The following is a 21,617-nucleotide window of genomic DNA, read 5'->3' as shown; positions in this document are numbered from 1 at the left end:
GCTACCTTTTTTACTAATTTAAAAAGAGTTTATTAAACAATTTATCAACACCTAAATTTCATTGCTTTTTTTATCCTGAACCCAATTCTTTTATGCTTTTTTCGGCATTTATGACATGTTTAACGAATATGGGTACAGTATTTGCCATTAATAAAGCAAGATTTACTATTTTTATATTGAAAAAGAATTTTATGGATGATAATTTTTCCCCTCGGGTAAAGGATGTTATAGCGTACAGCAAGGAAGAAGCTCTTAGATTGGGGCATGATTTTATTGGTACTGAACATCTTATGCTTGGACTTCTTAGAGATGGTAATGGAAAGGCAATAAGCATCTTAGATGCTTTGGATGTAGACTTAGATCACCTAAGAAGAAAGGTTGAAATATTAAGTCCCGCAAATCCGAATTCTGATAACATACAGAAAGATAAAAAAAACCTACACCTAACAAGACAAGCTGAACGAGCTCTAAAGACAACTTTTTTAGAGGCTAAATTGTTTCAAAGCTCATCAATCAATACGGCACATTTATTATTGTGTATTTTAAGAAACGAGAATGATCCAACAACAAAATTGCTTCATAAATTGCAAGTTGATTATGATGGGGTTAAGGAGCAGTTTAAGTCCATGATTACTAGCGATGATGATTATTTGGACACTCCAACTTCTGAGTCTTTCCCTAGTGATTCTGATGAAACCAACGAAGGCAAGGAAGGTACGTTTGGTGCAACCACTGGTCAAAAAGGAAATAAAAAGTCTAAAACTCCTGTTCTGGATAACTTTGGAAGGGACTTAACCAGATTAGCCGAAGATGATAAACTAGACCCAGTTGTTGGTAGAGAAAAAGAAATAGAAAGAGTTTCCCAAATTCTTAGTAGAAGAAAAAAGAACAACCCATTATTAATTGGTGAGCCTGGTGTTGGTAAAAGCGCCATAGCTGAAGGACTTGCTCTTAGAATTATTAATAAGAAGGTTTCCAGAATTTTATATAATAAGCGAGTTGTTACATTGGATTTAGCTTCATTGGTTGCTGGCACAAAGTACCGTGGTCAGTTTGAAGAACGTATGAAAGCTGTAATGAATGAGCTAGAGAAGAATGATGATATTATTCTTTTTATTGATGAGATCCATACCATAGTTGGCGCTGGTGGTGCTACGGGTAGTTTGGACGCATCCAATATGTTTAAACCAGCCTTGGCAAGAGGCGAGATTCAATGTATTGGTGCCACAACGTTGGATGAATACCGTCAATACATAGAAAAAGACGGGGCTTTGGAGCGTCGTTTCCAAAAAGTAATTGTGGAACCCACTACTGTGGAAGAAACAATAGAGATTTTACAAAACATAAAAGGCAAATACGAGGACCATCATAATGTAAATTATACAGATGAAGCCATTGTTGCCTGTGTAAAGCTTACCAATAGATATATGACTGACAGGTTTCTTCCAGACAAGGCCATTGATGCTATGGATGAAGCAGGTTCAAGGGTACATATCATCAATATGGATGTTCCTAAACAAATCTTAGAATTGGAAAAACAATTGGAAGATGTAAGGGACCTTAAAAATACGGTTGTAAAAAAGCAGAAATACGAAGAAGCTGCCAAGCTTAGGGATGATGAAAAAAGACTAGAAAAAGAGCTTGCTCTAGCACAGGAAAGGTGGGAAGAGGAAAGTAAGTTGCATAGGGAAATAGTAAGCGAGGATAATGTTGCAGACGTAGTTTCTATGATGAGTGGCATACCTGTAAATAGAATTGCACAGACGGAAAGCAATAAACTTGCAGAACTACCAAACTTAATTAAAGGCAATGTAATTGGGCAAGATGAAGCTGTTGCCAAAGTTTCTAAAGCAATACAAAGAAACAGGGCTGGTCTTAAAGACCCTAACAAGCCTATAGGTTCATTTATATTCTTAGGACAAACTGGAGTTGGTAAAACACAACTTGCAAAAGTACTCGCCAAAGAATTGTTTGATTCTGAAGAAGCTCTTATTAGAATTGATATGAGCGAATACATGGAGAAATTTGCCATATCTAGATTAGTGGGAGCACCTCCAGGATATGTTGGATATGAAGAGGGTGGTCAATTGACTGAAAAAGTAAGACGCAAGCCCTACTCTGTAATTCTTTTGGATGAAGTTGAAAAAGCACATCCAGATGTCTTTAATATGTTACTACAGGTATTGGATGATGGTTTCTTAACAGATAGTCTTGGTAGAAAAATCGATTTTAGAAATAGTATTATTATAATGACATCCAATATTGGGGCAAGACAATTAAAAGACTTTGGTCAAGGTGTTGGTTTTGGAACTGCTGCCATGAAGTCCCAAGCCGATACACATCAAAAAGGCGTGATTGAAAATGCTTTGAAAAAAGCTTTCGCACCAGAATTCTTAAATAGGATTGATGATGTAATTGTCTTTAATCCACTAGAAAGAGAGCATATCCATAAAATTATTGATATTGAACTAAGCAAGCTCTTTTCAAGAATCAAAGATATAGGGTATAATTTAAGTCTTAGTGATCAGGCAAAGGATTATATTGCTGATAAAGGTTTTGACAAGCAATATGGTGCCAGGCCTCTAAAAAGAGCCATTCAAAAGTATATTGAAGATGCATTGGCTGAAGAAATCGTTAACTCAAAATTAGAAGAAGGAGATGCTATATTCATGGATTTGGATAAGAAAAAAGAGGAGTTGACTATTAAAATAAAAAAGAAAACAAAATCTTCTAAAACCGAATAAGATTTTCAATTAAAATACAACTATATAAGAGTCAGCTATGTCTGACTCTTTTTTTTGCAATAAAACGGAACAAGTAAGAAATAGTAATCATTCAAATACCAATAATTCCATATAAACGATATTTAGGTGTTTAATCTAGTTTTTTTTTAGATATATATAGATACATCTACTTTCGTACAGAGACACTATAAAATAGATGGAATGAATATTGGCAATACGAAGAAGACCGTAATTGTAAGGGAATATCATTTGGACATTGGAATTGTTCAAGTATATAACAACTACATGGTTTCTACAATAAATGAAGGTGCTACACTTACTTTAGAAAGAGCTTACCAAATAATTGGAATAGCTGAAATACACTTTAGAGATAAAAATTTTGGATATATAAGTTTACGCCAAAATTCTTATGCTATAGACCCAACTGTATATAATTATGTAAGGCAAATAGATAATTTAAAAGCTTTTGCCATAGTGTCTGTAAAAGAGATTGATATGCACAACTTTAACATTGAAAAGCTATTTTATAAAAAACAGATGAAGTTTTTTATAAAATATGAAAACGCTTTACAATGGGTAAAAAGAAGAGTTAAATACAGTTAATCATCATCCTCAGTTGCCGATTGAGGAGCTTCTGGAACTTCAAAAAGACTTAAATAGGCCTCACCTAGGTGCTCACTAATTTTTGAGGCAATTAATGCTTGATAACCACACTTTTCAATGGCAATATCTCCTGCTTTACCATGTAGATATACTCCAAAGATTGACGCAATTAAAGGTTCATAACCTTGAGCAACCAATCCAGTTATTATTCCCGCAAGTACATCACCACTGCCAGCTGTTGCCATCCCCGGGTTTCCCGTGGAATTAATATATCCCACATTTTCATGAACTACAATTGTATGCGCTCCTTTAATGACTAATATACAATCGTATGTTTTTGAAAACTTCTTGGCACGTTTCAATTTATCAAAATCATCTTTCCATTTCCCAATAAGTCGTTCTAATTCTTTTGGATGTGGTGTTAAAATTGATTTTGGTGGTAATTTCTTTAACAACTCTTTTGAGTTGGATAATAAATTCAGTCCATCGGCATCAATAACCAATTTTCCTTCATACTCATTGAGAAAATCAGAAAAAGTATCTTTTGTTGTATCTGCTGTTCCCATTCCCATACCAATACCTACTACAGTAGGTGCAATATCATACTTAATTTCAGAAAGAAATTCTTCATTTTTATCAGTTACCACCATTGCCTCTGGAAAACTTGTTTGCAAAGGCACATAACCACATTTAGGAACATATGCGGTAACCAAACCACTACCAGAAGACAAACTAGCTTTTGACGCTAATGTAACCGCACCTATTTTACCATAACTTCCACCTATTACAAGAGAATGTCCATAAGTTCCCTTATGAGAAAATTTCTCTCTAGGAATATATATAGGTAAAACTTCATTTTTACCTATTAATTCATAATCTGTTTTGGTATTGAATAAAAATTCTGGGTCCAGACCAATATCCAATACTTCCCATTGCTTAATATAAATGCCAGTTTCAGGAAGAAAAAATATTAATTTTGGTGCTTGAAAACTTAACACATAGTCAGCCTCAACTATACCTTTTTGGTTTTCTGGAACAACATCAATATACAGTCCGGAAGGAATATCTATTGATAAAATAAAAGTGCCTGTATTGTTTAAATGTTGCATTAAATTTATAACCCAATCATCTGGTGTTCGGTTAAGGCCAATACCAAACATGGCATCTACAATGATATCATCTTTTCCAATTTCTGGAAGTTCACAATCTGAATTTAAAAAAGTCGGCCAAACCTTCCTATCCTTTAATCGTTCAAGATTCAATAAAAAATCTTTAGAACGCTTATCACTATAATTCACAACAAACACCTCAATATTATAACCGTGTTCCTGTAAGTGTCTAGCTAAAGCAATACCATCTCCCCCATTGTTTCCTATACCGCAGAACAAGTGAATTTTAACAGGAGCTCCCTGCATTCTTAGATGCATCCAATTAAAAATTTGAACCGCTGCCCTCTCCATGAGTTCATTGCTTGCAATACCTTGTTTTTCTATTGTAAAGGCATCGGCTTCATAAATCTGTTTAGCAGTAAAAATTTTCATTCAATACAATTATTTAATAAACATTCGCGTTTTTGTAAAATTCAATACAATTATTTGATTAGGCTTTCAAAAGTAGTACATTTGGAGCTTTGTAAGAAGTATGTATTCTCATAGATTGGACATAAAAACTAATTTTTCTTCCACAAACAATGGTAGTTTCAACACATTCACCATTAGTACTACTACCCCTTTGGGGTAAACTATTATATTTGTCCGTCCTCACATTTTTTGCTTTGCAACAATTTCTTTTAAATGCCTTTAAATAATGAAAGTTCTAAAATTCGGTGGTACTTCCGTAGCCAGCGCACAAAATATTAATTTAGTAAAAAACATAGTTGTCAATACCAACAGTGACAAAACTATCATCGTAGTTTCCGCCTTTGGCGGTGTCACGGATCAATTGCTGCAAACGGCCGATTTTGCATCTTCGCAAAACAAAGATTATAAAACAATCCTCAAAGAGATTGAGAAAAGGCACTTGAATACTATAAAAGAACTTATTCCCGTACAATTACAAAGTAGGGTATTAAGCAAGGTGAAAAGTGAATTGAATACCTTAGAAGCTTTACTAGAAGGTGCATTTCTAATTGGAGAAACTACACCTCAGTTGTTGGATAAAATTGTTAGTTATGGTGAATCTCTTTCTTCCTACATTATAAGCGAATTCTTTATTGCTGAAGAACTGGATGCTATTCATAAAAATAGTAGAGAGCTAATAAAAACTGATGAATCTCATGGTAAAGCTGCCGTAGATTTTGAATTAACAAACGCTAACTGCGATGACTTCTTCACAAATTGTTTAAATAAAATTGTTGTACTAGGTGGGTTTATTTCTTCGTCCAAGGCGGGCAACCCAACCACTTTGGGTAGAGGAGGTTCTGATTACACAGCGGCAATTATTGCTGGAGCCATCGATGCAGAAATATTAGAGATTTGGACGGATGTTAGTGGTATGTTCACGGCCAATCCAAAAATTGTAAAACAAGCAAAACCAATTCCGCTTATCTCATACGAAGAGGCAATGGAGCTCTCGCATTTTGGGGCAAAAGTCTTATATCCACCATCTATACAACCTGTGTTTTCAAAAGGCATTTCAATCAACATAAAAAATACTTTTGAGCCCAATCAATCAGGAACATTTATAACTAAAAATCCAAGTAATAAAGAAGAGTCAGTTCGTGGAATAAGTCATGTAGAGCATATTACATTATTGTCCATAGAAGGGCCTGGAATGGTAGGAATTCACGGGATTTCCAAACGTTTTTTTGAAGTACTTTCCATTGAAGAAATTAGTGTTGTATTAATCACCCAAGCATCATCTGAGCATTCCATTTGTGTAGGTATTTCAAATTCAGATTCTGCTAGAGCCGTGAAAGTACTAAACACCGCTTTTGAATACGAAATTTCACAAGGGAAAATAAAACCAATTATTGTTGAGGAAAATTTATGCATTATTGCATTGGTTGGTGATAACATGAAAAATCATCAAGGTTTAAGTGGCAAAATGTTCAGTACTCTTGGCAAAAACAATGTAAACATCCGAGCAATTGCCCAGGGAGCATCTGAAAGGAATATCTCTGCAGTAATCAACACACATGATGTTAAAAAAGCACTAAATGCATTACACGAGGAGTTTTTTGAAGAAAACATAAAACAACTGAACTTATTTGTAATGGGGGTTGGCAACGTGGGCTCTAAATTTTTGAACCAAATAAAACAGCAAAAGAAATATTTAAAGGACAACCTAAAATTAAATGTCAGGGTGATAGGAATTTCCAATTCACGTACCATGTATTTTGATGAAAATGGAATTCCATTGGATAAATGGGAAGTTTTATTGCCTACAGGAGAAAAAGCAGATAAGGGAAAGTTTTTTAATACAATCAACAATTTAAATTACCGTAACAGTATTTTTGTTGATAATACGGCTAGTCATGAGGTTTCCGAGACTTATAATAATTATTTAAAGAACAGCATTTCTATTGTCACTTGTAATAAAATTGCGTGCTCATCCGAGTACCAAAATTATAAGAATTTAAAAGAATTGGCCAGGCAATTTAATGCTCCATTTTTGTTTGAAACCAATGTAGGAGCAGGACTACCCATCATTGATACGCTTAAACATTTAATTGTATCTGGGGATAGAATCCTTAAAATACAGGCAGTATTATCAGGAAGCCTAAACTTTGTTTTTAATAATTTTAATGACAAGACTACTTTTCATGATGTGGTTAAACAAGCCCAAGAAGAAGGATATACAGAACCAGACCCAAAGATTGATTTAAGTGGGATTGATGTTATGAGGAAAATCCTGATTTTAGCCAGAGAAAGTGGAAATAAGTTAGATATAGAGGATATTGAAAATAAACCTTTTCTTCCCCAAGAAAGTTTGAGCACCAAAAACAATGAGGATTTTTTCTCATCATTGAAAAAGTACGAAGATGATTTTCAGAAAATATACCATGATGCCGTTAAAAAAGACAGCAAGTTAAAGTATGTGGCACAATTTGAAGATGGTAAAGCTAGTGTTGGTCTGCAAGAAATTCCTAAAGGACACGATTTCTATAACCTAGAAGGAAGTGATAATATTGTACTGTTCTATACTGAGCGTTATCCCAACCAGCCAATGATTATTAAAGGTGCTGGCGCTGGTGCAGATGTTACTGCTTCTGGTATTTTTGCAGACATCATACGAATTGGTAATTTCTAGTTCATGAATGAAATAAAAATATTCTGTCCGGCTACCATTGCAAACGTCTCCTGTGGGTTTGATGTTCTTGGCGTTGCTCTAGATTCAGTTGGTGACGAAATGGTTGTAAGGAAAATCAATGAAAAAGGAATTAAAATCACCAAGCTTGTTGGTCAAGATTTGCCAATAGAAACTCATAAAAATGTTGCAGGAGTGGCGGCATTGGCTTTGCTAGATGAAATAGGGCATGAAAATGGATTTGAAATAGAAATCTACAAGAATATTAAGGCCGGTAGTGGTATTGGTAGCAGTGCCGCCAGTTCTACCGGTGCTGTTTGGGCCATAAATGAATTATTGGGAAGGCCATTTTCTACAATAGATTTGGTAAAATTTGCCATGGAAGGTGAATATTTGGCCAGTAATGTTCGCCATGCGGACAATGTTGCCCCTGCCCTATTTGGCGGGTTTACTTTGGTGAGAAGCTATGAGCCTTTGGATGTTATTAAAATTAATACCCCAAATGAATTGTTCGCAACGGTTATCCATCCGCAGATAGAAGTAAAAACTTCAGATTCTAGAAAAATTCTTAAAACCAGTATCACATTAAAAGATGGTATAAAACAATGGGGGAATGTTGGTGGTTTAATTGCTGGGCTATTCACTGAAGATTATGACCTTATTGGTCGGTCATTAGAAGACCATATTATTGAACCCATTCGTTCCATATTGATTCCCAAATTTGACAAAGTAAAATCAGAGTCTTTAAAAGCTGGTGCTTTGGGTGGCGGTATTTCAGGTTCTGGGCCTTCTATTTTTGCATTGAGTAAAGGAGAAGCTACTGCAAAAAAAGTGGCAGAGGCCATGAGAAAAGTATACGAACCTATAGGAATAGATTTTGATATACATGTTTCCAAAATAAACCCTACTGGAATAAAAATAATTGACTAGATGAACTTTTACAGTTTAAACAATAATGCGCCAAAAGTCTCTTTTAGAGAAGCCGTCATAAAAGGAATTGCACCAGATAAAGGATTGTATTTTCCAGAAAGCATCACACCCCTACCAGATTCTTTTTTTGAAGAAATTGAAACTTTTTCCAATGAAGAAATAGCTTTTAAAGCAATACACCAATTTGTAGGAGATGAAATTCCAGACAATGTATTATATGAAATTCTGGAAGAAGTCCTGGATTTTGATTTTCCTGTTGTACAGATTGAAGAAAACGTAAGCACTTTGGAGCTTTTTCACGGTCCCACTATGGCATTTAAAGATGTTGGCGCACGTTTTATGGCTCGTTGCATGGGATATTTCTCAAAAGAAAAACAAAGTGACGTAACAGTTTTGGTTGCAACATCTGGCGATACTGGTGGTGCCGTTGCCAATGGTTTTTTAGGAGTAGACGGAGTGAAAGTTGTTATTCTATATCCAAGTGGAAAAGTAAGCAATATCCAAGAGAAACAACTGACCACATTAGGGCAAAATATTACCGCCATGGAAGTTCATGGTACTTTTGATGATTGTCAAAAAATGGTTAAAACAGCCTTTTTGGATTCTGAAATTACCGGCACTATGCAGTTAACTTCTGCGAATTCAATTAATGTAGCACGCTGGTTGCCTCAATTGTTTTACTTTCTTTTTGCATATAAACAGGCAAAATCCAAGAGGAAAGAAATTGTTTTCTCTGTTCCCAGTGGGAATTTTGGAAACATTTGTGCCGGTATGGTAGCGCAAAAACTTGGTATGCCCGTTAAACATTTTATTGCCTCTACCAATGTTAATAATGTAGTTCCCAATTACATGATAAAAGGCAAATATGAGCCAAAACCTTCAATTGCAACTATTTCCAATGCAATGGATGTGGGTGACCCGAGTAATTTTATTAGGATTCGTCATTTATATCAGGATGATTTAACTCAACTGGCCAAAAACCTTTCTTCATATTCTTTTACAGATGAAGAAACCAAAAATGCTATGAAATCCATCCATAAAACATCTGATTACGTAGCGGACCCACATGGTGCCGTTGGATATCTAGGGCTAAAAAAATATCAAGAAAAACATCCCAATACTTTCGGGATTTTTCTGGAAACAGCCCATCCTGTAAAATTTTTAGATGTGGTAGAAGAAACTCTTGAACTATCTCCGAAAATTCCACCACAGATTCAAAAAGTAATGGGCAGAAAAAAAGTATCCAACATTATTTCTAGTTACGCAGAGTTAAAAACGTATTTAGTGACTAACAGTAATAAATAAAAATAACCTCCAGCTAAAGTATGGAGGTTATTTTTTTAAAGTTTTTGAAGTATAAAATCATCCAGCGGACTTGGTTGTGCCATCATTGCCTCAATGGCATCAGTAGTTCTAGGAGCCATGTAAGATAAATTTACAGGTCCCTCATTTGTAATCAAAATATCATCTTCAATTCTAACTGCAATGCCCCACCACTTTTCGTCACATGGGCTTCCTTCTGGAATATAAATACCTGGTTCAACAGTAATCACTGTATTTGCCTTAAAAGGCTGACGCGTACCCGCATCATGAACATCGAGTCCCAAATAATGCGAGGTACTGTGTGGAAAATAAGTTCTTACTTCTGATTCATTCTTAATGATTCCTAATTTTATCAACCCTTCGGCAATCACTTCCTTGGATGCTATTCCTGGAGCTTGGAACTTTGCTCCTACAACACTTGCATTAATACCGGCCTCCTGCGCATTGTACACTATGTCATAGATTAATTTTTGTTCCTCACTGAATTTTCCATTGGCAGGTATTGTTCTAGTAACATCTGCCGTATATCCATGGTATTCTGCCCCTAAATCCATCAACACCAAATCACTGCCTACCATTGGCTTATTGTTTTCAATATAATGAAGAATACAGCCATTATTACCCCCACCAACAATTGATGGGTAACCTTCATACTCTGCTCCATATTTTTTATACACAAACTCATGTACTCCCTGAATTTCAGTTTCAGACATATTTGGGTGCATAGCTTTCATTACTTCTATTTGGCCCACTGAAGAAATTTCAACCGCTTTTTTTAACAGCACCATTTCTTCTTCTGTTTTAACTTCTCGTAGTTCGCCCATAATTTGTGGCAATTTTGAAGAATTAAGATTATTGGCGCTTAGTTTTAATTCTACTCTTTCTTTAATTTCCTTTCTAACCTCATCATCTTTTGCATTTACAAAACCATCTATTAATTCGTCCTCTTTAAGGTTAGAATTACGCTCTAAATAACGCTCTATCGCCCTAACCACATTGGTATTATTTTTTTCTTCAGTAACTTTAATCATACTATAAAGTTGCTGCTTAGTTGAATTGTAGTCTGAAGGATAATTTGTTTTCGCCTTAAATATTTTAATTAAATCAAACAAATCTGCATTATCTCTTCCATCTCTATAATCATTTTTAAAATCAATGAATAAAACTTCATCCAATGATAAAAAATCCAATGAAAAATCAGAAAAATCCCTTCCATTAAACGCTTGCTTAAACCCTAATAATTTTTTAGCCCCTTCTACTCCCAAACGTTTTCCTGTCCATTGTTCGGCAGCTGCATTTCTTTCCTGAACAAATAAAATTTCATTGTACTCAACTCCTGTTTGGTCTACTTTATTTTCAGATAAAATAACTAAAACCGCATTGGGTTCCCTATACCCCGTTAGGTAATAAAAATTGGGATCTTGGTGATATATGTAATCTACATCGTTGGCCCTATTGCGTTCAGCATTGGCAAAAAATACGGCTGCGCTATTGGCAGGCATTTTACTCCGTACCGCTTCTCTTCTTTCTTTGTGAAATTCGGACGATAAAAAATCACTTGGGGTATCTTGTGACCAAGATTTGCAAACAACCACTAAAATCAAAAAAACATATATACTCTTTCTCATTAAAATAAAATTTTTAGGCTTTCAATTTACCACTTTATTCTTTTTATATGACCACTAATAATCATCTTTATTTCAATAAATTTGCTCTAGAAAATTATTTTAATGAAAGATACTGCATTAACAGAAATTCATAAAAATCTTGGAGCTAAAATGGTTCCTTTTGCTGGTTATAATATGCCTGTTTCATATGAAGGAGTCAACATAGAGCATGAAACCGTTAGAAACAATGTAGGAGTGTTTGATGTCTCCCATATGGGTGAATTTTTGATAGAAGGACCAAAAGCATTGGAGTTGGTCCAAAAAGTAACTTCCAATGATGCATCAAAATTGACCGTTGGAAAGGCACAATATGGTTATATGCCCAACGAAACTGGTGGCATTGTAGATGATTTAATTGTATATAAGGTTAAAGAAGAAACGTACTTAATGGTGGTGAATGCATCTAATATTGAGAAAGATTGGAAGCATATTTCTAACTACAATAAGGAAATAGGAGCCGATATAAGAGATTTGTCTGAAAATTATTCTTTATTAGCTATACAAGGACCAAAAGCCGTTGAGGCCATGCAATCTCTTACCTCTATAAACTTATCAGCCATTAAATTCTACCATTTTGAAGTAGCAGATTTTGCAGGAATTGACCATGTAATTATTTCCGCAACGGGCTATACTGGTTCTGGTGGTTTTGAAATCTATTGTAAAAATTCCGAGGTTGAACAGGTTTGGAACAAAGTACTGGAAGCTGGTTCGGATTTTGGCATTAAACCAATTGGATTGGCAGCTAGGGATACTTTAAGATTGGAAATGGGGTATTGCCTCTATGGAAATGATATTAACGACACAACTTCACCTTTTGAAGCTGGGCTAGGCTGGGTAACCAAATTCACCAAGAATTTTGTGAATTGCGAAGCTTTAGAAGATGAGAAAAAAAGAACTCCAGAAAGAAAACTTATTGCTTTTGAACTAACTGAAAGAGGTATTCCAAGACATGATTATGACATTGTGGATGGACAGGGTAAAAAAATTGGTATTGTAACCTCTGGAACCATGTCTCCATCACTGGGAATAGGTATTGGATTGGGTTATGTACCTAAAGTTTTTTCAGAAGTGGGTAGTACTATCCACATACAGATTAGAAAAAACGCAATACCAGCCAAAGTAATTAAACTTCCATTCTATAAGGGGTAAATTTGAAGAAAAAAGGAATAAAGATACTCATCCTTGGTGCAAGTGGTTTTATTGGAAATGCACTGTACAAAGAACTGAACTCTTACTTTGACACCTACGGAACCTATTTTTCCAAAGGAAAATTATATAAGAACAACCAACAGTTTTATTCGTATGATTTAAATGAGGATGATATTTTCACCATTTTGGAAAAAGTACGTCCCAATCTCATCATTTCTGCCTTAAGGGGAGAATTTCCTGCGCAAGTCCAAGCACATCAACATATAGTAGAATATATATCTAAAGTTGATTGCAAGCTTTATTTTATTTCATCTGCCAATGTTTTTGATGCCTATAGTCAATATCCATCCTATGAGCACGACAAAACACTTTCTATGAGCATTTATGGTCGTTTCAAAATAAAAATTGAAAATATGCTATTGCGGCTTCCAAAGGAAAAAATGGGTATTTTAAGATTGCCCATGGTGTTTGGTAATTCATCTCCTCGTATTAAAGAAATAAAGACCTTAATATCCAATAAAGAGCCTATTGAGGTTTTTCCAAACCTCATCATCAATGTCACTAATGATGATAGGTTAACACAACAAATACATTATCTCATTAATAGAAATAAAAGTGGTGTTTTTCATTTGGGCAGTAAAGATTTAGTGCATCATGAAGAGTTTATTCAAGAAATTGTAAATCGGATAGGAATCATTAAACCAGTTTACAAAAGAGTATTTACTACTAATGAAGACCGGTATTTAGCCGTACTTCCAAAATCAAATAAGTTGCCAAAAAATCTTCAAATAGAATATCAGGCAATCATTGACCACCATGTTATAATCTAATGGAGTTAGCTAAATCCAGAAGGCAAACCTTGAGAATTACTACTTCTTTTTGTTAAATTTGCCTTTATTCAATAAAATACGCATATACTATGGGAAGAGCTTTTGAATTTAGAAAAGCACGTAAAATGAAACGTTGGTCTGCCATGTCCAAAGCGTTTACAAGAATTGGAAAAGATATCGTTATGACGGTAAAAGAGGGTGGCCCAGATCCAGATTCCAACTCAAGACTTAGAGCGGTTATCCAAAATGCCAAGTCGGTTAACATGCCCAAAGACAATGTAGAAAGGGCAATAAAGAGAGCTAGTGATAAAAGTTTAGGCGATTATAAAGAAGTGTTGTTTGAAGGCTACGCTCCTCACGGAATTGCCATTTTAATTGAAACCGCAACCGATAACAATACAAGAACAGTTGCCAATGTTCGCAGCTATTTTAATAAGTGTAATGGTAGTTTGGGAACACAAGGTTCTGTTGAGTTTATGTTTGACCATACCTGTAATTTTAGAATCAATGCGGAGGGTATTGACCCCGAAGAATTGGAATTGGAAATGATTGATTTTGGTGCTGAAGAAGTTTTTGTTGATGAAGATGGAATATTGATTTATGCACCTTTTGAAAGTTTTGGTTCCATCCAAAAAGAATTGGAAGAAAGAGGAATTGAAATACTTTCATCAGGTTTTGAGCGTATTCCACAAGTAACCAAAGAATTGACTGAAGAGCAAGTTGCCGATGTAGAAAAGCTTTTGGAAAAAATTGAAGAGGATGATGATGTACAGAATGTATATCATACCATGCAAGAATAAAGTTTTTAAAAACTATACTCAGGCACCTTCCCCTTAACACCTTTAAAGAAGCTTTTATATTTTTTAAAATCCTCTTCCTTATTATCCGTAGGGTATTGTAAATCAGATATTTTTACCTGTTTGTTTTCATAGTCAAAAGAAATCATGACAATGGGGACATTTGCCTCTTTTGCAATAAAATAAAAACCTGTTTTCCATTCGGTTACCTTTTTACGGGTACCTTCTGGGGAAAGAGCCAATCTAAACTTTTTGCGTTCTTTAAAAATTGATGCAATAGCTTCAACCGTATTGTTATTTTTTGAACGGTCAATGGGAGCACCTCCCACCCATTTTACATACCATCCAAAAGGAGGTTTAAACAAACTCTTTTTTGCAATAAAATTAATCTCTTCCTTTATTACCCTTCTAACTAATAATCCTAAAAAGAAATCTACCCAGCTGGTATGTGGTACAACAATGACCACACATTTATTTACTTGGGGAAAACTTCCTGCGAGCTTCCATTTAAGCATTTTATAGTAAAGAAACTTAGAGAAATTATGCATTCATAAGAGAATGAATTAGTAAACTAGGGCTGTTTATATTTTTTGGTAAATGTTCTTTAATTTTTCAGGTGTAATTTTACACTTCCACTCTTTGCCCACGGCATTCTCCCATAAAGGTTCCAAACTAAGCGCTACGGAAATCATGGTATCAAAATCACTCTCGCTAAGGTTAGAACAAACTCCTATTGGAAGTGCTATGTTATGCTTCTCTTTCATCTTATTAAAAAGAACAACCCCTTCTGGATAAAATTCCTCTAAATGTTGAAATACTAAACAATTACCAATACCATGCTTTACACCTAAAAGGTAAGACAACCCATAACTCATGGCATGTGCCACACCAACTTGGGAATACGCAATACTCATACCTCCATGCCAAGACGCCATCATTAATTTTTCCCTAGATTCATTATCAGTAAGGCTGCCTAAATAAACCTCTTTGCACAGTTCCATTGCCTTTTCTCCATAACTCTGGCTAAAAGCATTTAAATAGGTTCCGTTCAAAGATTCTATACAATGGATAAAACAATCCATCCCAGTATAAAACCATTGTTTTTTGTCAACACCCTGCGTAAGTTCTGGATCCAAAACTACTTGGTCAAAAGTGGTATAGTCGGAGTTGATGCCCAATTTTTTATCGGGTCCTAAGAGAACTGCGGTTCTAGAGACTTCTGCCCCTGTTCCACTTATGGTGGGAATTCCTACATGATATATGGCGGATTTGTTCACCAAATCCCAACCCTGATATTTTGAAGAACTACCATCATTGGTCAACAAAATGGAAACTGCTTTTGCCAAATCTAACACAGTTCCTCCTCCAATCCCAACAATTCCCGAAGGTAATTCTTGAAAGTCATTCTTTATTTTTTCTACCAATGTATCAACTTGTTGAGTCTTTGGCTCTTCATCCGCTGAAATAAATACAATTTGGTCATTAAAAATCAATGGGATTCTATCTACTAGTACTTTTCCTTCAAAAACATCATCAATAAGAAAAATAATTGGGGCATCTGAGTGTTTTCTTTTGGGTAATAGTATTTCACCTAGCTGGTTAAAACTACCGTTACCAAAAATCACTCTCGGCACCATAGGAAAATTCCTGTATGTATTCATAAGCTTTGGGGCATTATCTGCAATTCTATCTTGTTTCTTTATCTGCATTAATTTCAATTAAAATACTCTAAAACATCTGACAACTTATTTAAAGTAAGGTGATTATCATCATATTCTTCATTGGATACTTCCTCATGTTGCCAAGTCGTATGAAAGGGTACATGTACTGCTTGGGCTCCTATGTTAATAATAGGCAAAACATCTGACTTTAAAGAATTTCCTATCATTAAAAACTCATTAACATCTATTTCTAGATGTTCCAAAAGGTTTTTATAATTGACTTCTTTTTTATCACTCAAAACCTCCACGTGATGAAAGTACCGTGACAAACTTGATCTTTCTAATTTACGCTCTTGGTCCAATAAATCACCTTTTGTTAAAACAATTAATCGGTACTTTTTTGATAAAGTTTCTAGCACCTCTTTAACATCTTCCAATAGTTCCACTGGATGGGAAATCATCTTCTTTCCTAAATCCAAAATATCTAACATGGTTTCTTGGGGTACTTTATTGTTTGACAATTCTAAGGCTGATTCTATCATAGAAAGCATAAAACCTTTAATTCCATAACCATAGAGCTCCAAGTTCTTCATTTCCATTTTAAAAAGCTCTTGGTCTATTTTATTCTTAGTTTCATACCCATCTAAAAGCTCCGCAAATTGTTCTTCTGCTTCTCTAAAATAGGTTTCATTTACCCAAAGAGTATCATCAGCATCAAAGCCAATTACCTTTATGTTGCTAAAATCTACTTCCATGCTGCTTTTGCTCTTTCTAAATCCTCAGGTGTATCAATCTCTATTCCTGTAACATTGGTTTCCACCATTTTTATTTTTCTACCATATTCCAAATACCTCAAGGCCTCCTGTTTTTCGGTTCCTTCCAAAGGTCTCATAGGAAGGCGTTGAAAATCCATCAAAGCCCTTTTTCTAAAAGCATAGATTCCTTTATGTTTATAATATGTTGCCCCTGCATTCTTGTCCCTAGGGAATGGAATGGGAGCCCTAGAAAAATAAAGAGCAAAATCCCTATTATCTACCACCACCTTCACTACATTGGGATTATTAATTTCATCCCAATCGGTTATTTTGGTCATCAAAGAAGCTAAATCTATTTCTTTATTTGGGTCATCATTAAAAACCTCCAAAACACCTTTTAAACTTTCTTTATCTGTAAAAGGTTCATCCCCTTGTACATTTACAATAATATCAACATCCATATCCATTACCGCCTCAGCAATGCGATCACTTCCACATTCGTGCTCTTTTTCACTCATAATTGCACTTCCTCCTACGCTAACAATGGCTTCATAAATAATATCACTATCAGTTACTACATATACCTCATCAAAAAGCTTTGTACTCACAGCTGCCTCATACGTTCTTAAAATGACAGGTTTTCCAGCCAAATCCTGCATCAATTTTGCAGGAAATCTAGATGCAGCGTAGCGCGCAGGTATCATGGCAATAATTTTCATTGAATTTGGCAGATTTATGAATTATTTTTCTTGGGTCTTAATTTTCTATAAACAGCAAAAATGATAATTAATATGATAATTACCATTACAATTGCCAATACAGGAGCGAATATGGATGCCGTTGATACCACTACCGCTGTTCCTGTTTCCACTGTTGACACAATGGGATTGGCTAAACCACCAGTAGTTGCAGTTGAAGCAACCCTACTTGTAGCCCCTGCTCCTTTTATCGCCGTTGCAGTACCTCCTCCTGCAATAATTGCCAAAGACCATGTAATTACGGGGTCTAGATTTGCAACAGTAGACACCATTACCGCTGTCCCAGCAATAGCTGCCAAAGGAATTGCTACCGTATCCAAAAGATTATCAACCCAAGGAATAAAATATGCAAAGATTTCTATAACCGTAGCTACACCAAGAGTTACCACAGCTGCTATACTTCCTATCCATTGCCAGCTATCATTTAAATCCCAGACATTAAAATAGGACGCCAAACTCAATGCAAACAGGGGTAAAAACACTCTAAACCCAACAGAGGCAGCAAGTCCGATTCCTAAAAATATACTAATGATGGTTTCTGATGTCATTTTTTTACTTTCCTACTAAAATATGGTATTCTTAATCAACAAAAAAATCGTTCTTAAATCCTATAAGGTATAATTTCTTTTGTGCTCTGGTCACCGCTGTATACAACCAGCGTAGATATTCTTTATCTACCCCATTGGGTAGATAAGGTTGCTCCACAAAAACAGTATTCCATTGCCCTCCTTGAGATTTATGGCATGTAATTGCATATGAGAATTTTACCTGCAATGCGTTAAAATATTTATTATTCTTTACTGCCAAAAACTTTTTGTACTTAGATTTTTCATGAGCATAATCTTTCTGCACTTCTTGGTACAACCTGTTCCCCTCTTCATAAGGTAATGACGGTGTTTCAGCCTTAATTGTATCTAATAAGAGTACCGTCTCCAATGGTTTTTGGTTGGGATAATCCACCATTTTTACCTTTACCTCTGCAAAGGTAAAACCATATAGTTCTTTTATAGCAAAAATCTCTAGCACTTCAATAATATCACCATTGGCAATAAATCCAGCCTCAGAGGTAGGTGGCAACCAAAAATAATTATTCTTAACCACCATCATATAGTCCCCAACTGCTAACTCGTTTTCCAAATAAAGAATCCTATTTCTAATATTCTCATTATACAGATTGGCCCTTTTATTGGAACGAACGATTATTGCTGTTTCTTCTTTTCCATTTTCACTATAGGATTCATCTATGGCTTCCTGAATATCATGCCCATCAATCAAACGAACAATATCAGAATAACCACCTACATCAAATTTAAATTCATCAAAAAACTGAGTCTGCAATTGTTCCCGAAGATTGGTAGCATTTAACAAAATTCCAGAATCTTCAGCTTGTCTTACAACTTCGTCCAATTCCAAGTTAGTGACCTCTTTATTGTAATTTAAAGAAAGTTTATTTTCATCTAAAGCCGGGCTCAGATCCAAATGTACTGGTGGCAACTGCGCTGTATCTCCTATTAATATGAGTTTACAATTATGACCAGAATAGACATACATAAGTAAATCGTCTAACAAAGAGCCATTCTCAAACAGTTTGGAATCCGCAGGGGTATCGGGTATCATGGATGCCTCATCAACAATAAAAATAGTGTTCCTATGTTTGTTTGGAGCGAGAATAAATTTTACTCCACCGCCACTTTCCTTTTTGGGAAAATATATTTTTTTATGAATGGTAAATGCCTGTGTTTTAGAGTAATTAGACATTACTTTGGCCGCCCTTCCTGTTGGGGCCATTAATACAGCCTTCATGGTAGTTTTCCATAAATTACTTACAATGGTTCCAATAATTGAAGTTTTGCCAGTACCTGCATACCCCTTTAACAAAAATAAGCCTGCTTTCTCTTTTGATAGAATAAAAGAAGCCATCTTATCAAGACCAATATCCTGCTTAAGAGTTGGAACATGAGGGTACTTCTCCTTTAAAATTTGATAAAATGCGTCGGCAGAAAGCTCTTTCATAAGCATCAAATATAATCATGATTTTTAAGGGCAAATACTTTTGTGTTTAAAATAAAAATGTAAATTTGTGACAACCACTAAATCTAATTAACACTTATAAAATGAAGACCATATTACAAATAGCACTTTGGATAGTATGTATCTTACTAGGATACTTGATTTATAAATCGGTTAGCGGTCCAATTGAATTTAAAAAAGTTAAGCAAGAAAGATATGCTAAAGTAGTTTCCTCATTAAAGGATATTAGAAATTCACAAGAAGCCTATAAAACAGTAAATGGAAAATTTGCCAAAGACTTTAATACTTTGGTTGCATTTGTTGATTCTGGAAAATATACCATTACACAACAAAGAGATACTTCTTTTATGCGTTATGATAAAACGTATCAAATTGATATGCAAAAAGATTCAGTAATTATAGATACATTAGGTTTTGTTTCTGTAAAAGATTCTTTGTTTAAAAGTGATGATCGTTTTAAAACAATGATGAATGTACCTGGAGCAGCAAACGGTGAAAAGTTTGAAATGAAATCAGACGTTATTGATAAAAGTGGATTTAGAACATCTGTATTTGAGGCGAAAATTAAAAAAGAAGTTGTTTTATATGACCAACCCAAAGATTTATTGGCAAGGGAAGTTACACACAACAGCGTTGAAGAAGTAAATGGAAGTGAAATTAAAGTTGGTTCATTGGTAGATGTTAGCACCAATGGAAACTGGCCACCAATATATGATAGAAAAGACGACCAATAATAAAGTAGACAGTTCGTCATCGGATTATAAAAAATTGTCCATTCAAGCTAGCTTGAATGGACTTTCTTTTTGTGTGATGGATACCATTGACAATACTTTATTATTATCTGAGAGTATTGTTTTTGAAAAGGAAATCAATGCCTATAAACTTCAAGAAGAACTTAAGGTTTTTTTGGAAAGACATAACATACATAATGCCAAATTTTCTGAAGTGGTGGTTATCCATAAAAACAACCTGTTCAGTTTAGTACCTAAATCCCTTTTTAATAAAGAAGACATCGCGAATTATTTAAAATTTAATGCGAAGATTTTAGAGACTGATCATTTTGCCTATGATGAAATTGAACCCTATGAAATTATAAATACCTTCGTCCCTTTTGTGAACATTAATAATTATGTATATGAACTCTTCGGAGAGTTTGAGTTTGTACATAGTGGCACAGTTTTAATCCAAACACTTTTAAACAATCATACAAATGCCAAGGAGCCAATATGTTATGTACATGTTGCCAAGCAACAAATGGAGGTTATAATAATTTCACAAAAGAAATTATTGTTCTACAATAACTTTACATACTATACTAAAGAAGATTTTATTTATTATTTACTTTTCACTCTAGAACAATTAAAATTTGATACTGAAACAGTTACTTTGCGTTTGTTTGGTTCTATTGATGAGCATGATGATTTACACACCTTATGCAGTTCCTATATAAAAAACATTTCTATATACGTTCCAGAGAATCTACCCTATTTAACTACGCAGCTAGACAAAGAAACTATTGACTTTACTTTAATAAATACTCTCTAATGCGGATTATTTCTGGTAAACACAAGAGCAGGCGAATTACGGCGCCAAAAAAATTACCCGTACGCCCTACGACAGATATGGCAAAGGAAGGGCTCTTCAATATATTGAACAACACTTATTATTTTGAAAATCTAGCAGTTTTAGATCTTTTTGCAGGGACTGGAAACATTAGTTATGAATTTGCCTCTAGAGGTACCACAGAAGTAGTGGCAGTGGATGCCGATTACGGCTGTGCAAACTTTATTGGAAAAATATCTGATGAATTAGATTTTGGTATTTCTGTTATAAAAAGCGATGTTTTTAAATACTTAGAAAGAGCAAAAGGAAAGTTTGATGTTGTTTTTGCGGACCCACCCTATGATATGCCTTTAGAAGATTTTTGTAAACTGCCAGAGCTGGTTTTTGCCAACAATATACTTTTAGAAGATGGAGTACTAATTATTGAGCACTTTAAAGATACCGACTTATCCCTGCAGCCTCACTTTTGCAAACAAAAAAAATACGGTAGCAGTGTATTTAGTTTCTTTGAAATATAATTTTTTTGCTAAAAGCTCCGTTTTTAAACCAAAGATTAGA

General features: G+C 34.8%; 19 protein-coding genes. 11 read left to right on the top strand and 8 right to left on the bottom strand.

Annotated features, from left to right (window positions below):
• Positions 1–191 precede the first annotated feature (191 nt).
• Both AC000W_RS07790 and AC000W_RS07785 read left to right on the top strand, forming a co-directional pair.
• Positions 192–2,744 carry an ATP-dependent Clp protease ATP-binding subunit gene (locus AC000W_RS07790; RefSeq protein WP_474747358.1) on the top strand — a complete coding sequence of 851 codons (2,553 nt, stop codon included), beginning with the start codon at positions 192–194 and terminating at the stop codon, positions 2,742–2,744.
• 201 nt (positions 2,745–2,945) lie between these two features.
• Positions 2,946–3,347 carry an STAS/SEC14 domain-containing protein gene (locus tag AC000W_RS07785; protein ID WP_474747357.1) on the top strand — a complete coding sequence of 134 codons (402 nt, stop codon included), beginning with the start codon at positions 2,946–2,948 and terminating at the stop codon, positions 3,345–3,347.
• Here AC000W_RS07785 and AC000W_RS07780 read toward each other — a convergent pair.
• The gene (locus AC000W_RS07780; protein ID WP_474747355.1) at positions 3,344–4,888 is read right to left on the bottom strand and encodes an NAD(P)H-hydrate dehydratase; all 1,545 of its coding nucleotides are present in this window, start codon (positions 4,886–4,888) and stop codon (positions 3,344–3,346) included. The genes AC000W_RS07785 and AC000W_RS07780 overlap by 4 nt on opposite strands.
• A gap of 265 nt (positions 4,889–5,153) precedes the next feature.
• On the opposite strand from AC000W_RS07780, the gene thrA reads away from it, so the two are divergent.
• Genes thrA through thrC form a run of 3 tightly spaced genes read left to right on the top strand, consistent with a single transcriptional unit; the run spans position 5,154 to position 9,830 of the window.
• On the top strand, positions 5,154–7,598 hold the full coding sequence (thrA, locus tag AC000W_RS07775; protein ID WP_474747354.1) for a bifunctional aspartate kinase/homoserine dehydrogenase I: 2,445 nt from the start codon (positions 5,154–5,156) through the stop codon (positions 7,596–7,598).
• Positions 7,599–7,601: 3 nt separating this feature from the next.
• Complete coding sequence (locus AC000W_RS07770; RefSeq protein ID WP_474747353.1) at positions 7,602–8,525, top strand: homoserine kinase; 924 nt, start codon at positions 7,602–7,604, stop codon at positions 8,523–8,525.
• Positions 8,526–9,830 carry a threonine synthase gene (gene thrC / locus AC000W_RS07765; RefSeq protein WP_474747351.1) on the top strand — a complete coding sequence of 435 codons (1,305 nt, stop codon included), beginning with the start codon at positions 8,526–8,528 and terminating at the stop codon, positions 9,828–9,830.
• Positions 9,831–9,865: 35 nt separating this feature from the next.
• Here the strand turns inward: thrC and AC000W_RS07760 are convergent, their stop codons facing one another.
• A complete protein-coding gene (locus tag AC000W_RS07760) occupies positions 9,866–11,476 on the bottom strand; it encodes an aminopeptidase P N-terminal domain-containing protein (protein ID WP_474747350.1) in 1,611 nt (536 codons plus the stop codon).
• A gap of 102 nt (positions 11,477–11,578) precedes the next feature.
• Here AC000W_RS07760 and gcvT point away from each other — a divergent pair, with 102 nt between their 5' ends.
• From gcvT to AC000W_RS07745, 3 genes are all read left to right on the top strand, one after another.
• Positions 11,579–12,664, top strand: coding sequence for a glycine cleavage system aminomethyltransferase GcvT (gcvT, locus tag AC000W_RS07755; RefSeq protein WP_474747348.1), 1,086 nt, complete (start codon positions 11,579–11,581; stop codon positions 12,662–12,664).
• Between the two features lie 2 nt (positions 12,665–12,666).
• A complete protein-coding gene (locus AC000W_RS07750) occupies positions 12,667–13,494 on the top strand; it encodes a sugar nucleotide-binding protein (RefSeq protein WP_474747347.1) in 828 nt (275 codons plus the stop codon).
• An 89-nt stretch (positions 13,495–13,583) separates the two neighbouring features.
• On the top strand, positions 13,584–14,294 hold the full coding sequence (locus AC000W_RS07745) for a YebC/PmpR family DNA-binding transcriptional regulator (protein ID WP_474747345.1): 711 nt from the start codon (positions 13,584–13,586) through the stop codon (positions 14,292–14,294).
• A gap of 5 nt (positions 14,295–14,299) precedes the next feature.
• On the opposite strand, the gene AC000W_RS07740 is transcribed toward AC000W_RS07745, so the two are convergent.
• The 6 genes from AC000W_RS07740 to AC000W_RS07715 are packed head-to-tail and all read right to left on the bottom strand — an operon-like array spanning position 14,300 to position 19,478.
• Complete coding sequence (locus AC000W_RS07740) at positions 14,300–14,839, bottom strand: 1-acyl-sn-glycerol-3-phosphate acyltransferase (RefSeq protein ID WP_474747344.1); 540 nt, start codon at positions 14,837–14,839, stop codon at positions 14,300–14,302.
• Between the two features lie 33 nt (positions 14,840–14,872).
• Positions 14,873–16,000 carry an iron-containing alcohol dehydrogenase family protein gene (locus AC000W_RS07735; protein WP_474747342.1) on the bottom strand — a complete coding sequence of 376 codons (1,128 nt, stop codon included), beginning with the start codon at positions 15,998–16,000 and terminating at the stop codon, positions 14,873–14,875.
• 5 nt (positions 16,001–16,005) lie between these two features.
• Positions 16,006–16,707 (bottom strand): HAD family hydrolase, encoded by a 702-nt coding sequence (locus AC000W_RS07730; protein ID WP_474747341.1) that lies wholly within the window; start codon positions 16,705–16,707, stop codon positions 16,006–16,008.
• Positions 16,698–17,426 carry a 3-deoxy-manno-octulosonate cytidylyltransferase gene (gene kdsB / locus AC000W_RS07725; protein ID WP_474747339.1) on the bottom strand — a complete coding sequence of 243 codons (729 nt, stop codon included), beginning with the start codon at positions 17,424–17,426 and terminating at the stop codon, positions 16,698–16,700. Before kdsB ends, AC000W_RS07730 begins: the two co-directional genes overlap by 10 nt.
• A gap of 14 nt (positions 17,427–17,440) precedes the next feature.
• Positions 17,441–18,013: a DUF4126 domain-containing protein gene (locus AC000W_RS07720; RefSeq protein ID WP_474747338.1), complete on the bottom strand. Its 573-nt coding sequence runs from the start codon at positions 18,011–18,013 to the stop codon at positions 17,441–17,443.
• A 31-nt stretch (positions 18,014–18,044) separates the two neighbouring features.
• On the bottom strand, positions 18,045–19,478 hold the full coding sequence (locus tag AC000W_RS07715; protein ID WP_474747336.1) for an ATP-dependent DNA helicase: 1,434 nt from the start codon (positions 19,476–19,478) through the stop codon (positions 18,045–18,047).
• 101 nt (positions 19,479–19,579) lie between these two features.
• Here AC000W_RS07715 and AC000W_RS07710 point away from each other — a divergent pair, with 101 nt between their 5' ends.
• Genes AC000W_RS07710 through AC000W_RS07700 form a run of 3 tightly spaced genes read left to right on the top strand, consistent with a single transcriptional unit; the run spans position 19,580 to position 21,577 of the window.
• Positions 19,580–20,230, top strand: coding sequence for a hypothetical protein (locus tag AC000W_RS07710; protein ID WP_474747335.1), 651 nt, complete (start codon positions 19,580–19,582; stop codon positions 20,228–20,230).
• Complete coding sequence (locus AC000W_RS07705) at positions 20,208–21,041, top strand: DUF3822 family protein (RefSeq protein ID WP_474747333.1); 834 nt, start codon at positions 20,208–20,210, stop codon at positions 21,039–21,041. The genes AC000W_RS07710 and AC000W_RS07705 overlap by 23 nt, the downstream gene beginning before the upstream one ends.
• Positions 21,041–21,577 carry an RsmD family RNA methyltransferase gene (locus tag AC000W_RS07700; RefSeq protein ID WP_474747332.1) on the top strand — a complete coding sequence of 179 codons (537 nt, stop codon included), beginning with the start codon at positions 21,041–21,043 and terminating at the stop codon, positions 21,575–21,577. The genes AC000W_RS07705 and AC000W_RS07700 overlap by 1 nt, the downstream gene beginning before the upstream one ends.
• Positions 21,578–21,617: the final 40 nt, after the last annotated feature.

The sequence above is a fragment of the Saonia sp. genome (genome assembly GCF_056326165.1).
The sequence above is the reverse complement of the archived record's forward strand: the minus strand, read 5'-3'. Positions and strand labels throughout refer to the sequence as shown.

Bases quoted from the DNA above. Each gene is read 5' to 3' on its own strand.
- AC000W_RS07790 (WP_474747358.1), top strand. From the start codon at position 192: ATGGATGATAATTTTTCCCCTCGGGTAAAGGATGTTATAGCGTACAGC.
- AC000W_RS07785 (WP_474747357.1), top strand. From the start codon at position 2,946: ATGAATATTGGCAATACGAAGAAGACCGTAATTGTAAGGGAATATCAT.
- AC000W_RS07780 (WP_474747355.1), bottom strand. From the start codon at position 4,888: ATGAAAATTTTTACTGCTAAACAGATTTATGAAGCCGATGCCTTTACA.
- thrA (WP_474747354.1), top strand. From the start codon at position 5,154: ATGAAAGTTCTAAAATTCGGTGGTACTTCCGTAGCCAGCGCACAAAAT.
- AC000W_RS07770 (WP_474747353.1), top strand. From the start codon at position 7,602: ATGAATGAAATAAAAATATTCTGTCCGGCTACCATTGCAAACGTCTCC.
- thrC (WP_474747351.1), top strand. From the start codon at position 8,526: ATGAACTTTTACAGTTTAAACAATAATGCGCCAAAAGTCTCTTTTAGA.
- AC000W_RS07760 (WP_474747350.1), bottom strand. From the start codon at position 11,476: ATGAGAAAGAGTATATATGTTTTTTTGATTTTAGTGGTTGTTTGCAAA.
- gcvT (WP_474747348.1), top strand. From the start codon at position 11,579: ATGAAAGATACTGCATTAACAGAAATTCATAAAAATCTTGGAGCTAAA.
- AC000W_RS07745 (WP_474747345.1), top strand. From the start codon at position 13,584: ATGGGAAGAGCTTTTGAATTTAGAAAAGCACGTAAAATGAAACGTTGG.
- AC000W_RS07740 (WP_474747344.1), bottom strand. From the start codon at position 14,839: ATGCATAATTTCTCTAAGTTTCTTTACTATAAAATGCTTAAATGGAAG.
- AC000W_RS07735 (WP_474747342.1), bottom strand. From the start codon at position 16,000: ATGCAGATAAAGAAACAAGATAGAATTGCAGATAATGCCCCAAAGCTT.
- AC000W_RS07730 (WP_474747341.1), bottom strand. From the start codon at position 16,707: ATGGAAGTAGATTTTAGCAACATAAAGGTAATTGGCTTTGATGCTGAT.
- kdsB (WP_474747339.1), bottom strand. From the start codon at position 17,426: ATGAAAATTATTGCCATGATACCTGCGCGCTACGCTGCATCTAGATTT.
- AC000W_RS07720 (WP_474747338.1), bottom strand. From the start codon at position 18,013: ATGACATCAGAAACCATCATTAGTATATTTTTAGGAATCGGACTTGCT.
- AC000W_RS07715 (WP_474747336.1), bottom strand. From the start codon at position 19,478: ATGAAAGAGCTTTCTGCCGACGCATTTTATCAAATTTTAAAGGAGAAG.
- AC000W_RS07710 (WP_474747335.1), top strand. From the start codon at position 19,580: ATGAAGACCATATTACAAATAGCACTTTGGATAGTATGTATCTTACTA.
- AC000W_RS07705 (WP_474747333.1), top strand. From the start codon at position 20,208: ATGATAGAAAAGACGACCAATAATAAAGTAGACAGTTCGTCATCGGAT.
- AC000W_RS07700 (WP_474747332.1), top strand. From the start codon at position 21,041: ATGCGGATTATTTCTGGTAAACACAAGAGCAGGCGAATTACGGCGCCA.